The sequence below is a fragment of the Nocardioides sp. GCM10030259 genome, assembly GCF_042666375.1.
Taxonomy (GTDB): Bacteria; Actinomycetota; Actinomycetes; order Propionibacteriales; family Nocardioidaceae; genus Nocardioides.
In genome coordinates, this window is record NZ_JBHTDF010000002.1 from 184,424 (window position 1) to 196,581 (window position 12,158).

General features: G+C 72.8%; 12 protein-coding genes. 5 read left to right on the forward strand and 7 right to left on the reverse strand.

Annotation, left to right across the window (positions count from 1 at the left end; genetic code table 11):
• Nucleotides 1-3: 3 nt before the first annotated feature.
• Together ACFQQI_RS01210 and glgA are read right to left on the reverse strand one after the other, a co-directional pair.
• The gene (locus ACFQQI_RS01210; protein WP_378556694.1) at nucleotides 4-675 is read right to left on the reverse strand and encodes a hypothetical protein; all 672 of its coding nucleotides are present in this window, start codon (nucleotides 673-675) and stop codon (nucleotides 4-6) included.
• A gap of 21 nt (nucleotides 676-696) precedes the next feature.
• Entirely contained in the window at nucleotides 697-1,884 is a 1,188-nt protein-coding gene (gene glgA / locus ACFQQI_RS01215) for a glycogen synthase (RefSeq protein WP_378556695.1), read from the reverse strand.
• Between the two features lie 37 nt (nucleotides 1,885-1,921).
• On the opposite strand from glgA, the gene glgC reads away from it, so the two are divergent.
• Nucleotides 1,922-3,169 (forward strand): glucose-1-phosphate adenylyltransferase, encoded by a 1,248-nt coding sequence (gene glgC / locus ACFQQI_RS01220; RefSeq protein WP_378556696.1) that lies wholly within the window; start codon nucleotides 1,922-1,924, stop codon nucleotides 3,167-3,169.
• Nucleotides 3,170-3,179: 10 nt separating this feature from the next.
• On the opposite strand, the gene ACFQQI_RS01225 is transcribed toward glgC, so the two are convergent.
• Nucleotides 3,180-3,758, reverse strand: a complete 579-nt coding sequence (locus tag ACFQQI_RS01225) for a mismatch-specific DNA-glycosylase (protein ID WP_378556697.1) — start codon at nucleotides 3,756-3,758, stop codon at nucleotides 3,180-3,182.
• A 69-nt stretch (nucleotides 3,759-3,827) separates the two neighbouring features.
• Between ACFQQI_RS01225 and ACFQQI_RS01230 the strand changes: the two genes are divergently transcribed.
• Nucleotides 3,828-4,256, forward strand: coding sequence for a hypothetical protein (locus ACFQQI_RS01230; RefSeq protein ID WP_378556699.1), 429 nt, complete (start codon nucleotides 3,828-3,830; stop codon nucleotides 4,254-4,256).
• Nucleotides 4,257-4,259: 3 nt separating this feature from the next.
• Here the strand turns inward: ACFQQI_RS01230 and ACFQQI_RS01235 are convergent, their stop codons facing one another.
• The gene (locus ACFQQI_RS01235; RefSeq protein WP_378556701.1) at nucleotides 4,260-5,519 is read right to left on the reverse strand and encodes a phosphodiester glycosidase family protein; all 1,260 of its coding nucleotides are present in this window, start codon (nucleotides 5,517-5,519) and stop codon (nucleotides 4,260-4,262) included.
• A 70-nt stretch (nucleotides 5,520-5,589) separates the two neighbouring features.
• Here ACFQQI_RS01235 and ACFQQI_RS01240 point away from each other — a divergent pair, with 70 nt between their 5' ends.
• Nucleotides 5,590-6,771 (forward strand): site-specific DNA-methyltransferase, encoded by a 1,182-nt coding sequence (locus ACFQQI_RS01240; protein ID WP_378556703.1) that lies wholly within the window; start codon nucleotides 5,590-5,592, stop codon nucleotides 6,769-6,771.
• Here ACFQQI_RS01240 and ACFQQI_RS01245 read toward each other — a convergent pair.
• On the reverse strand, nucleotides 6,768-8,165 hold the full coding sequence (locus tag ACFQQI_RS01245; RefSeq protein WP_378556706.1) for a wax ester/triacylglycerol synthase family O-acyltransferase: 1,398 nt from the start codon (nucleotides 8,163-8,165) through the stop codon (nucleotides 6,768-6,770). The two genes, ACFQQI_RS01240 and ACFQQI_RS01245, sit on opposite strands and share 4 nt — an antisense overlap.
• Before the next feature lie 114 nt (nucleotides 8,166-8,279).
• On the opposite strand from ACFQQI_RS01245, the gene ACFQQI_RS01250 reads away from it, so the two are divergent.
• Both ACFQQI_RS01250 and ACFQQI_RS01255 read left to right on the forward strand, forming a co-directional pair.
• Nucleotides 8,280-9,383, forward strand: a complete 1,104-nt coding sequence (locus ACFQQI_RS01250) for an aromatic acid exporter family protein (RefSeq protein ID WP_378556709.1) — start codon at nucleotides 8,280-8,282, stop codon at nucleotides 9,381-9,383.
• Entirely contained in the window at nucleotides 9,380-10,474 is a 1,095-nt protein-coding gene (locus tag ACFQQI_RS01255; RefSeq protein WP_378556712.1) for a DNA polymerase IV, read from the forward strand. The genes ACFQQI_RS01250 and ACFQQI_RS01255 overlap by 4 nt, the downstream gene beginning before the upstream one ends.
• A gap of 1 nt (nucleotide 10,475) precedes the next feature.
• On the opposite strand, the gene ACFQQI_RS01260 is transcribed toward ACFQQI_RS01255, so the two are convergent.
• Both ACFQQI_RS01260 and ACFQQI_RS01265 read right to left on the reverse strand, forming a co-directional pair.
• On the reverse strand, nucleotides 10,476-11,603 hold the full coding sequence (locus ACFQQI_RS01260; protein WP_378556715.1) for a glutamate--cysteine ligase: 1,128 nt from the start codon (nucleotides 11,601-11,603) through the stop codon (nucleotides 10,476-10,478).
• Between the two features lie 19 nt (nucleotides 11,604-11,622).
• The gene (locus tag ACFQQI_RS01265) at nucleotides 11,623-12,126 is read right to left on the reverse strand and encodes a DUF402 domain-containing protein (protein WP_378557483.1); all 504 of its coding nucleotides are present in this window, start codon (nucleotides 12,124-12,126) and stop codon (nucleotides 11,623-11,625) included.
• Between the last annotated feature and the right edge of the window lie 32 nt (nucleotides 12,127-12,158).

Genomic DNA, 12,158 nt, shown 5'->3' on the forward strand with positions numbered 1-12,158 from the left:
AGATCAGGTGCCGGCCAGCTGGTAGAGGTAGCGGCTGGTCGGCACCAGGTCGAGGTCGCGGTCGGCACCGATCCGGGCCACGCTGGCCATCAGCTCGCCGATGCGGCGGCCGAGCTCGGCGTCGTCCCCGCCGCTGCCGTAGAAGGCGTGCATGTCGGTGACGGCAGCCGCCGGGAAGAGCTCCTCGACGATGGCGTCGACGCGGGGCGCGCCGACGGTGAGGGCCTCGACGACGATGTTCTGGACGTAGCCGAAGGTCGCCTGGGTGCGGATCGCGACGCCGGTGTGGTCGACCATCCACCGGCGCAGCCACTCGTCGTGGTCGAGGTCCGCCGGCCGGCGTAGCACCGCGACGTTGGCCAGCGCGTCGGCGCGGCTGCCGTCCCAGGCCTCGGGCGGGTCGAGCCGCCGGCGCTCGTCGACGGCGTACGCGTGCACGGTGCCGGCCGCGGCCAGCACGTCGGCGACGGCGGCGGGGTCCGCGTCCCAGGTCGTGACGAACCCGCCGATCGGGTCGTCGAGGTGGTCGATGCGCATCGCGCCGCTGACCTGCTCGTCGGTGACGTTGACCTGGAGGCGTCGTACGCCGACCGCGGCGAGCCGTCCGTGCAGCGCGCTGTCGCGGAGCGCCGCAGGGAGCTCCTCGCCCCACAACAGGAACACGTTCTTGTTCACGGGGGTGACGTTAGCGGGTCCTCAGAGCACGGACCGGTAGACCTCCACGGTCCGCTCGGCGATCGACGCCCACGAGAAGTCCGCGATGGCGCGCTCCCGGCCGGCGTGGCCCATCTCCGCGGCGCGGGCGGGGTCGGAGACGACCGAGGTGAGCGCGGCCGCGAAGTCGGCGACGTACTGGTCGGGGTCCAGCGGCGTGCCGGTGCCGTCGGTCGCCTGCGAGATCGGCACGAGCAGGCCGGTGACGCCGTCGACGACGACCTCCGGGATGCCGCCGGTGGCGGTGGCGACGACGGCGGTCTCGCAGGCCATCGCCTCGAGGTTGACGATGCCGAGCGGCTCGTAGATCGAGGGACACGCGAACGCCGTCGCCGCGGTCAGCAGCGCCGTGACGTCGTGGCGCGGCAGCATCTCCGGGATCCACACGACGCCCGACCTGGTCGAGCGCAGCCCCTCCACCAGGCCCTCGACCTCGGCCATGATCTCCGGCGTGTCCGGGGCGCCCGCGCAGAGCACGATCTGCACGTCGGGCGGCAGCGAGGCGCACGCGCGCAGGAAGAGCGGGAGGCCCTTCTGCCGGGTGATCCGGCCGACGAAGACGACCGACGGCCGGTCCGGGTCGACCCCGAGCTCGCGGACGCGGTCGGGGTCCGTCGTCGGCGACCAGTCGGCGGTGTCGATGCCGTTGTGGACCACGTGCACGCGGGCGGGGTCGACGGCGGGGTACGACGCCAGCACGTCGTCGCGCATGGCCGCAGACACGGCGATCACCGCCGCGGCCGCCTCGTACGCCGTGCGCTCGGCCCACGACGACACGGCGTACCCGCCGCCGAGCTGCTCGGCCTTCCACGGCCGCAGCGGCTCGAGCGAGTGGGCGCTCACGACGTGCGGGACGCCGTACATCAGCGACGCCAGGTGGCCGGCGAGGTTGGCGTACCAGGTGTGCGAGTGCACGAGCTCGGTGCCGGCGCAGCCGTCGGCGATCGCGAGGTCGACGCCGAGGGTGCGGAGAGCCGCGTTGGCGCCCGACAGCTCCGCGAGGTCGGCGTACGACGCGGTCAGCGGCTCGTCGCGCGGCGCGCCGAACGCGTGCACGTGCGCCTCGACGTCCGGCCGCGCGCGGAGCGCTCGGACCAGCTCGGCGACGTGCACGCCGGCGCCGCCGTAGATCTCCGGTGGGTACTCGCGGGACAGCACGTCGACTCGCACGCTGCCGAACCTACTGCCCGACCACTACGTTGGACACATGTCGCTCAGCTCCCGGAAGAAGGTCCTCGCGATCGTCCTCGCGGGAGGGGAGGGCAAGCGGCTGATGCCGCTGACCGCCGACCGCGCGAAGCCGGCGGTGCCGTTCGCGGGCATCTACCGGCTCATCGACTTCGCGCTCTCCAACGTCGTCAACAGCGGCTACCTCCAGGTCGTCGTGCTGACGCAGTACAAGTCGCACAGCCTCGACAAGCACGTCACCCAGACCTGGCGGATGTCGACGATGCTCGGCAACTACGTCACGCCGGTGCCGGCACAGCAGCGGGTCGGCAAGCACTGGTACCTCGGCAGCGCCGACGCGATCTACCAGTCCCTCAACCTGATGCGTGACGAGAAGCCCGACATCGTCGTGGTGGTCGGCGCCGACCACGTCTACCGGATGGACTTCTCGCAGATGGTCGACGCGCACGTCGAGAGCGGCGCCGCCTGCACCGTCGCCGCGATCCGGCAGCCGATCGAGCTCGCCGACCAGTTCGGCGTCATCGACGTGCATCCCGACGACCCGAAGCGGATCCGCGAGTTCCTCGAGAAGCCGAAGGACCCGGTGGGCCTGCCGGACAGCCCCGGCGAGGTGCTCGCGTCGATGGGCAACTACGTCTTCGACGCCGACGCGCTCGTCGAGGCCGTCACCCGCGACGCCACCGAGATCGGCTCGAAGCACGACATGGGCGGCGACATCGTGCCGGCGTTCGTGCGCCGTCAGCAGGCCGGCGTCTACGACTTCAAGGACAACGACGTCGCCGGCTCGACCCAGCGCGACCGGGACTACTGGCGCGACGTCGGGACGCTCGGGTCCTACTTCGCCGCGCACATGGACGTCGTCTCGCCGCTGCCCGTCTTCAACCTCTACAACTTCGACTGGCCGATCTACACGTCGTACGGCCCGCAGCCGCCGGCCAAGCTGGTGCAGGGCGGCGCGGGCGAGAAGACCAAGGTCGACGAGGCGGTGCTCTCGCCCGGCGTGGTCGTGATCGGCGGCAGGGTGAATCGATCGGTGCTCTCGCCGGCCGTCCAGGTCGAGGCCGGCGCGGAGGTCGCCGACTCGGTGCTGATGAACGGCGTGCGCATCGGGCCGGGCGCCATCGTGCGCAACGCGATCCTGGACAAGAACGTCGTCGTCCCGCCCGGGGCCCGGCTCGGGGTGGATCCCGAGGAGGACCGGGCCCGCGGGTTCGTCGTGGAGGACGGGCTGACCGTGCTCGGCAAGGACCAGGCCTTCCCCGCCTAGATGACCCCGGCTAGATGACCCCGGCGGCGCGGGCGGCCTCGGCGTACGCCGCCGCCAGCGTGGTGACGGTCTCGTGCGCGTTGAGGCCGCTGGGGTTCGGCACCACCCAGACCTCGGCGCCCTCGAGCGGCTCCGGCTGCCGGCCGAGCGCGGCGCGGCGCTGCCCGAAGGCGGTGCGGTACGCCGTGACGCCGGCGATCGCGACCACCCGCGGCGACGTACGGCGCACGGTCTCGACGAGCTCCATCCCGCCCGCGCGCAGCTCGTCGTCGGACAGCTCGGAGGCGCGGGCGGTCGCCCGGCGTACGACGTTCGTGATGCCGATGCCGCGGGCCCGCAGCCGGTCGCGGTCGGCGTCGCTCATGCCGTCGGACGGGCTGATCGGCTCGGTGATGATCCCGGCGAGCAGCAGCGCGGGGTAGAACCGGTTGACGGGGTGCGCGAAGTGCGTCTGCGTCGCGGCCGTCCACAGCCCGGGGTTGATGCCGACGAAGAGCAGCCTCAGCTCGGGGTCGCCGGGGCCGGGAAGCAGGTCCGGGACCTTCGCGTCGCGGAAGGTCTCCAGCTCGGCGCGGGTGAAGCGGGCCACGGCGGCAAGCCTGCCACGGGCCGTCGGGGTCGGTGGAACCCGGTGCGCGGCACTACCGTCGAAGACACCATGCGACGAACACTCGGAACCCTCGCGCTCGCGCTGCTCCTGACGACCGCAGGATGCGGCGACGACACCGACGCGACCACCCCGGTCACCGAGGTCGCCGAGGTCGCCGTGCTCACCGCCACCTCCGCCGGCGGGCAGGTGACCACCCGACCGACGCTGCTGCCGGACGAGCGGGCGGTGCGGGAGTACGTCGAGGTGTTCCGCAACGACCGCCTCCAGCGCGAGATCGTGCAGGCCGCGCAGGAGGCCGAGGTCCCGGACGACCGGCAGCTCGCCGCCGCCGTGGTCGCCATCGGGTGCGAGGTGCCGACCCGGGTGACGGGGTCCGCGACCGGCGACCAGCTGACGGTGAACGCGGTGCTGCCGTCGCCGACGAAGCAGTGCTTCGCGCCGATCACCAGCGTGGCGCTCGTGCTGGTGCCCGCCTGAGCCCTACGGCTTGTAGGTCACCTGGAGCCCGTTGGCGACCCAGCGCTGGTAGCCGTCGGAGGGCACGTTGAGCACCTGGTTCACCCCGGCGGCATCGCGGGCGATCATCGTCGACGAGCCGCCGCCGTCGAGGTTCATCGCCTCGTCGGCTCCGAGGTCGATCATCAGGTTGGCCAGCTCGACCATCGTGTAGCCGCGGCTGACCGAGGAGCGCCCGTCGACGACGAGCAGCAGCACCTGCCCGGTGTCGCGGTCGATGCCGACCGCGGTCCGCGGGTGCATCACGCGGTTGTCGACGACCTTGATGATGCCGTCGTCGATGAGGGGCCGGTCGCCGCTGATCGCCATCTTCGGCTTGCCCTTGAGCCAGGCCTTGACGACCACCTTGCGGCCCTTCTTCAGCTTCTTGAGCTGCTTCGCGCCCTCGCCGCGGCCGATCAGGATGGTGCCGGGGATCTTGCGGTTGTTCTTGAGGACCTTGCGGACCTTGTGGACCCGGCCCTTGCGCACCCACACGACGCGGATGTGCTTCCGCTGCCCCTGGGTCATCGTGTAGCCGTCGGTCTTGCCCCAGGCCTTCGTGTAGACACCGACGCCGCCCGGCGCGACGTACGGCTGGTTGAGCCCGGTCACCTCGATGCGCGGCCGGTCGCGCACGCGGGCGACCATCGGCAGCTCGCCGACCTGGGGCGCGCCGGACTTGTCGAAGTAGAACGCCCAGTTGCGACCCTCGACTCGCGCGTGGAGCAGCTTCTTGGCCTTCGGCTCGCCGACGCCGAGCGGGGCGCCGGTGCGGCCGATGTCGAAGAAGTCGGCGTTGACGCCGGCCACCGCCTTGGGATGCTCGGCGAGCATGTCCCCGAGCGGCGCGGTCTCGCCGACGTGGCCGGGCCCGAGGTAGTCGATGCCGATGCCGGCGGCCTTGGGGTCGACGGCCAGCAGGTGGGCCACGATCTGCCCGCGCGCGTCGGTCTGCGCCCAGGTCGAGTAGGTCACGCCCGGCACGACGGTGTACGTCGTCGCCTCGGTCTTGCGCGCGGGGGCGCGTCGCTGCGCCGGGGTGAGCTTCGGGGCGATCCAGCCCGGCTCGCCGCCCGAGGTGTGCCGCGGGTTGAGGTCCCGGCCGTGGGACCGATCCTTCTCGACGGCGTACTGCCGCTGCGACTGCGTCGGCCGGTCGGGTCCCGGGTCGCCGAGGGCAGGCGTCGCAGCGAGAAGGGCACAGGCGGTGAGCCCGGCGGTCAAGGTAACCCGAGTGCGCACCTGCCCAAGAGTAGGTCGCCACTGGGCGTGGATCGGTCAGCCGGGCCTCGTGTGTCTCTACGCTGCGAGGGTGGGCGAGCCGTGGAACGTCTTCGTCGAGGGCGACAACCTCGACGTCCTGCCGACCCTGCCACGGCTGCTGGGACGCCCCGTCGACCTCGTCTACATCGACCCGCCGTACAACACCGGCAACGACTTCGCCTACCGCGACGACTTCCGCGCCGACGGGTCGCGACGCAGCCGGCACGAGGCCTGGGTCGCGATGATGCGTCCGCGGCTGACCGCCGCCCGAGACGTCCTCGCGGACACCGGGGCGATCTTCGTGAGCATCGACGACAACGAGGTCGCGCACCTGCGGCTGCTCATGGACGAGGTCTTCGGCGAGGACAACCTGCTGGCGCAGGTCGTGGTCAACCTGAACCCGAAGGGGCGCCAGCTCGGCAAGGGCTTCGCGACGAGCCACGAGTACCTGCTCGTCTACGCCCGCGACGTACGCCGTACCGTCCTCGACGCCAGCAGCCCCGACGCGGTCGACGAGCGCGACTTCCCGCTGACCGCGGCCGACGGCCGTCGCTACCGGCACCTGCCGCTGCGCAACACCAACAAGAAGTTCAACCCGGTCACGGCACGCACCCTGCACTTCCCGGTCTGGGGCGACCCGGCGAGCGGGCGGGTGGGCACGGCGCCGTTCGAGGGGTCGGTCGAGATCTCCCCGGTGTTCGGCGACGGCACGCCGGCCGTGTGGCGGTGGAGCCGACCGCTGATCGAGGCCCGACCGGACGACGTGGTCTGTCGCGTGGTGAAGGGCCGGGCGGGGGAGCGGGTCGACGTCTTCCAGCGCGACTGGCTGCACCGCGACGTCCCGGGCGGGCGACGCAAGAAGCTCCGCACGATCTGGCTGGCCGAGGAGATCGGCTCCACGGACACCGCGGTCGCGGAGCTCAAGGAGCTGGTCGGCCACGTCTTCGAGTCGCCGAAGCCGACCGGCCTGGTCCGGCGGATCCTGGGCACGATGCCCGACGACGCGCTCGTCGTCGACTTCTTCGCGGGCTCCGGCACGACCGGTCACGCGGTCGCCCTCCAGAACGACGCCGACGGCGGCACCCGACGCTGCGTGAGCATCAACTCGGCCGAGCCCACGCGCGTCGGCTCCAATGCACATGGCGCCGGGCTCCGCACGGTCGCCGACATCACCCGGGCGCGGCTGCAGGCGGTCGCCGACACCGTCGGCGGGGGCTACGAGGAGGTCTAGACCCCCGCCGCCTTCTCCAGCGCCGCGAGCTCGTCGTCGAGGTGGACCAGCATGCGCTGGAGGTGCGGCACGGTGCGGCGGCAGCCGATCAGCCCGAAGGCGATCTTGCCGTCGTACGACGTGCAGGTGATGTTCAGCGCCATGCCGTTGATCGGGATGGAGAGCGGGTAGGTGCCGTCGAGGCGCGCGCCGTTCCAGTAGTGCGCGGTGCGCGGGCCGGGCACGTTGCTGATGATCAGGTTGTACGGCGGGCGCACCATGCCCTCCATCCGCAGCAGCGGGGAGATGATCGCGGGCGCCTGGCCGAGGGCGCTCATGGCGATGATCTGCGCGGGGGTCATGCTCGAGAGCGCGTGCTTGCCGTCGGCCATCGACGTGTGGATGGTGACGAGCCGGTCGGCCGGGTCGGCGAGGTCGGTGCCGAGCTGGCACATCACCGAGCCGACGGCGTTGCCGCCTTCGGTGGAGGCGGCGCCTGCCTGCCTGGCATTGAGGCCGACCGGCACCATCGCCACGAGCGGGGCGTCGGGGAGCGCGTCGAGCTCGAGCAGGTAGGCGCGCACGGCGCCGCTGCACATCGCGAGCACCACGTCGTTGATCGTCGTGCCCGTCGCCTTGCCGATGGCGCGCAACCGCGCGATCGGCCAGTCCTGCGCGGCGAACCGGCGCGAGCCCGTGATCTTCTGGTTGAAGATCGTGCGCGGTGCGTAGAGCGAGATGGCCGAGGTCTCGTTGCGGACGCCCTTGCTCACCGTGCGTGCCAGCGCGCCGGGCATCCCGGCCGCCTCGGCTGCGACGCCGAGGGCCGAGCGGAGGGTCCGGACCGGGAGGTCCGTCAGCGCGGCCGGCTCCGCGCCCGGCGTACGGCGCTCCTGGGTGCGGGCGTCCCACGGGGCCGGCATGCCGGTGCGGTCGGGGTCCGTGGACAGCACGCTCTGCAGCAGCCGCATCGCGGAGACGCCGTCGACGAGCGCGTGGTGGGTCTTCGTGTAGAGCGCGATCCGGCCGTCGCGCAGCCCCTCGATGACCGTCGCCTCCCACAGCGGGCGCTCCCACGCGAGCCGGGTGCCGTGCAGGCGACCGGCCAGCTCCAGCAGCTCGCGGATCCGGCCGGGCTTCGGGAGCGCGCCGTGCCGGACGTGGTGCTCGATGTCGAACTGGTCGTCCTCGACCCAGACCAGCTGGCCGGCCGTCGTCAGCGACCGGTGCGGGCGCTTGAGGAAGAGCGGCGCGACCTCGAGCACGTCGCGCATCGACTCGTACATCTCGCGCCCGTAGTTGCGCCCGGCGCCCTCGGGCTTCTCGAAGAGGTGCAGCCCGCCGACGTGCATCGGCATGCTGCGGTTCTCCGTCAGCAGGAACGCCGTCGCTGTCGGGTCGATCAGTGAGACCACGCCGTTCCCCCTCGCCGTCCTTGCTCCGTGGCCGCCGGTCGGCGGTGCGCCGACTGTGGCACGTCGTGACGGCAGCCACAACCGGGCGCCAGGACCCGTGGCAGGATCGGCGTCGTGGAGGAGGCCGGACCGCTCGACCGCGCGTGGGACCGGGGCCGCACGTCCGTCCGCGCCCGGGTGCGCCGCTGGCAGGGGAAGTGGTGGCAGATCGGCCAGTGCGCCGTCGCGGCGGGCGTCGCGTGGTTCGTGGCCGCGGACCTGCTCGGCCACCCGACGCCGTTCTTCGCCCCGGTCGCCGCCGTCGTCGCGCTCGGCACCTCCTACGGCCAGCGCTTCCGCCGCGTCGCGGAGGTCACCGTCGGCGTCGCCGTCGGCGTCTTCCTGGCCGACCTGCTGGTCGTCTGGCTGGGCTCCGGGGCGTGGCAGATCGCCCTGATCGTCGCGCTGTCGATGACCGCGGCGTTCCTGCTCGACGGCGGGCAGCTGCTGGTCACCCAGGCGGCCGTCCAGTCGATCGTGGTCGCCTCGCTGGTGCCCGACCCGGGTGCGGCGTTCACGCGGTGGACCGACGCGGTCGTCGGCGGCCTGGTGGCGCTCGTGGCCGCCACGGTGGTGCCGGCCGCGCCGCTGCGGCGACCCCGCGAGCAGGCGGCGGTCGTGATGCGCAAGATCGCCGGGCTGCTGCGGGCGGCCGGTGACGTGATGTCGGAGGGGGAGGCCGCCGACGCGCTCGAGCTGCTCGCCGACGCGCGCTCGACCGACTACCTGATCCGGGAGCTCCAGGCCGCGGCCGACGAGGGGCTCGACGTCGTCACGTCGTCGCCGTTCCGGGTGCGGCACCGCGACGACCTGCGCAAGATGTCCGAGCTGGTCGATCCGCTCGACCGGGCGCTGCGCAGCACCCGCGTGCTGGTGCGGCAGACCGCGGTCGCGGCCTACCACCGCCGGCCGGTCCCACCGTCCTACGCCCGACTGGCGCGCGAGCTCGCCGACGCCGCCGATCTGGCCGCCGACGAGCTCGCGGCCGACCGGATGGCGGCTGCCGCCCGCGGACCGCTGGTCGAGGTCGGTGAGGCCACGGGACGGGTCGAGCGCACCGAGGTGCTGGCCGCGGAGGCCGTGCTCGCCCAGCTCCGCTCCGTGATCGTCGACCTGCTCATGGTCGCGGGCATGGACCAGCTCGAGTCCACCGACGCGCTGCCGCCACCACCGCGATGACGGCGCTGCGGCAGGGTCCGGAGGGTCAGCCGTGGGTGCTGCACGTCGACCTCGACCAGTTCCTGGCGGCGGTCGAGGTGCTGCGCCGCCCGGAGCTGGCCGGCCTGCCGGTGGTCGTGGGCGGTCGCGGCGACCCGACGGAGCGCGGGGTGGTGTCGACGGCGTCGTACGAGGCGCGCGCGTACGGCGTGGGCTCGGGCATGCCGCTGCGGTTGGCGGCGCGCAAGTGCCCCGATGCGGTGTTCCTGCCGGTGGACAAGGACGTCTACGACGAGGCCTCCGCTCAGGTCATGGCCACGCTGCGCTCGCTCGTCTGGGGCGGCGTGCCGGTCGTGCTGGAGGTGCTCGGCTGGGACGAGGCGTTCCTGGCGGCGGGGCCCGGGCACGGCGAGCTCGGCGACCCGCGGGGGTACGCCGAGCAGATCCGGTCGGCCGTGCTCGACGCGACGGGGCTGCACTGCTCGGTGGGCATCGGTGACAACAAGCTGCGCGCCAAGATCGCCACCGACTTCGGCAAGCCGCGCGGCGTGTGGCAGCTGACGGCGGCGAACTGGCAGGAGGTGATGGGCGAGCGCCCGACGACGGCGCTGTGGGGCGTCGGCAGCAAGACCGGCAAGCGGCTGGCCGCGCTGGGCATCGACACGGTCGACCAGCTGGCCGCGTCGGACGCCCGGGTGCTGGCGGCCGAGATCGGGCCGACGATGGGGCCGTGGTTCCACCGGCTCGGCCGGGGCGTCGACACCAGCCCCGTCGACGCGACGCCTTGGGTGCCGCGGGCGCACGGCCGCGAGGAGACGTTCCAGCAGGACATCGAGGACTGGGCCGAGGTCGCCGAGGCCGCGCGCCGGATCACCCGGCGGGCGGTCGAGGACATCGACGCCGAGGGGCGGCCGGCCGCGCGGGTGGGCCTGAAGATCCGGCTGAAGCCGTTCATCACGCTCAGCCGCAGCCTGACCCTGCCCGAGCCGACCAACGACCCCGACGTGCTCGCCGAGGCGGCGGTGTCGCTGCTCGACCGGGTCGACCACGACCGGCCGGTCCGGCTGCTCGGCGTACGCCTGGAGATGGTGCCGCCGCCCGAGGGCTACTGAGCTACAGGCTGCCGCGCAGTTCCCGGACGACCGAGTCGACGACCGCGACGAGGTCGCCCTCGGAGTCGGCGGCGACGGCCCGCTGGCGCTGGTACGACGCACCCCGGCGCCAGATGCCCTCGACCGAGGCGAGCTCGGCGCTGCAGCCGAGCCGGTCGGCGACGGGGGAGAGCCGCTCGAGCAGGTCGGCCAGGTCGTCGGTGACCAGCCGCTCGTTCGAGGCGGCGTCGGTGATGATGATGGCGTCGAGGCCGTAGCGGGCGGCGCGCCACTTGTTCTCCTGGACGTGCCACGGCGGCAGCGTGGGCAGCTCCTCGCCGGCGGCCATCCGGGTGTCGAGGTCGACGACGAGGCAGTGCATCAGCGCGGTGAGCGCCGCCAGCTCGGTGAGGGTGGAGACGCCGTCGCACACCCGGTTCTCGAGCGTGCCGAGGTGCGGGGCCGGCCGGACGTCCCACCGGATCTCGGAGAGGACCTCGATGACCCCGGTCGTCAGCTGGCTCTCCACGAACGCCTCGAACTCCGACCACTCCTCGAACTGGAAGGGCAGGCCCGCGGTCGGCAGCTGCTGGAACATCAGCGCCCGGTTGGAGGCGTAGCCGGTGTCGAGCCCGGCCCAGATCGGGGAGGACGCCGAGAGCGCCTGGAGGTGCGGGTGGTAGTTCAGCAGCGCCGACAGGACGCCCATCACGCGCTTCTCCTCGGGCATCCCGACGTGCACGTGCACGCCCCAGATCAGCATCTGCCGTCCCCACCACTGGGTGCGGTTGATCAGCTCCTCGTAGCGGTGCCCCTCGGTGAGCTGCTGGACCGTCCACGAGGCGAAGGGGTGGGTGCCGGCGCCGTACAGGTCGATGCCGAGCTCGTCGCCGGCCGGCACCACCACCCCCAGCGTCCGGCGCAGGTCGGCCATCGCCTCCCCGACGGTGTGGCAGACGCCGCTGACGATCTCGACGGTGTTGCGCAGCAGCTCCTTGTGGAGCTTGTTCGGGTCATCGAGCCGCGGCTTCGCCCGGGCGAAGAGGTGGGTCGCGTCGTTGCGCAGGTCGCGCGTGCGGCGGTCGACGAGCGCGAGCTCCCACTCCACTCCGAGCGTCGGCTCGGGCGACCCGTGGAAGTCGATGCGCACGACACCAGCGTTCCACACGTCATCGGGTCGACAAGCCCCCCAGCCGGGCGAGCCACGCCGATGCGCTGCCGTCGTACGGCGCGTGCCCGCCGGCCACGAGCTCGTGCACCCAGTCGCACGAGGCCATCGCGGCCGCGGTGACGTCGTCGGGGTAGCCGAACCGGGTCCGGTGGTCCGCGAACTCGTCCTCGTCGTCGACCCAGACGCGGCCCGAGTTGCCCAGGACGATGTCGAGATCGAGGTCGACGGCACGCACGGTCGAGCCGTCCCACACCGGCGGCGTGGTGACGTCGACGTAGATCCGCACCGGGCCGCCCACGGCGTGGAAGGTCGCGAGCCAGCCGCGCTCGGCGTCGGGTCCGGGCGGTGGCACGAGGCCGACCTGGTTCGTGGGGGCGACGTACGTCGCGCCCGGCCGCACCATGACGGTGCCGGCAGGGATGCCGAGCCAGTCACCGCGTCGGTCGGTGCCGAGGTAGAACGTGTCGAACTCCCAGTGCGGACGGTCACCCCACTTCGACATCACGACACGGACATCGTCTCCAGCAGCCAGTG

Bases quoted from the DNA above. Each gene is read 5' to 3' on its own strand.
- glgC (WP_378556696.1), top strand. From the start codon at position 1,922: ATGTCGCTCAGCTCCCGGAAGAAGGTCCTCGCGATCGTCCTCGCGGGA.
- ACFQQI_RS01230 (WP_378556699.1), top strand. From the start codon at position 3,828: ATGCGACGAACACTCGGAACCCTCGCGCTCGCGCTGCTCCTGACGACC.
- ACFQQI_RS01255 (WP_378556712.1), top strand. From the start codon at position 9,380: ATGACGGCGCTGCGGCAGGGTCCGGAGGGTCAGCCGTGGGTGCTGCAC.
- ACFQQI_RS01265 (WP_378557483.1), bottom strand. From the start codon at position 12,126: ATGTCGAAGTGGGGTGACCGTCCGCACTGGGAGTTCGACACGTTCTAC.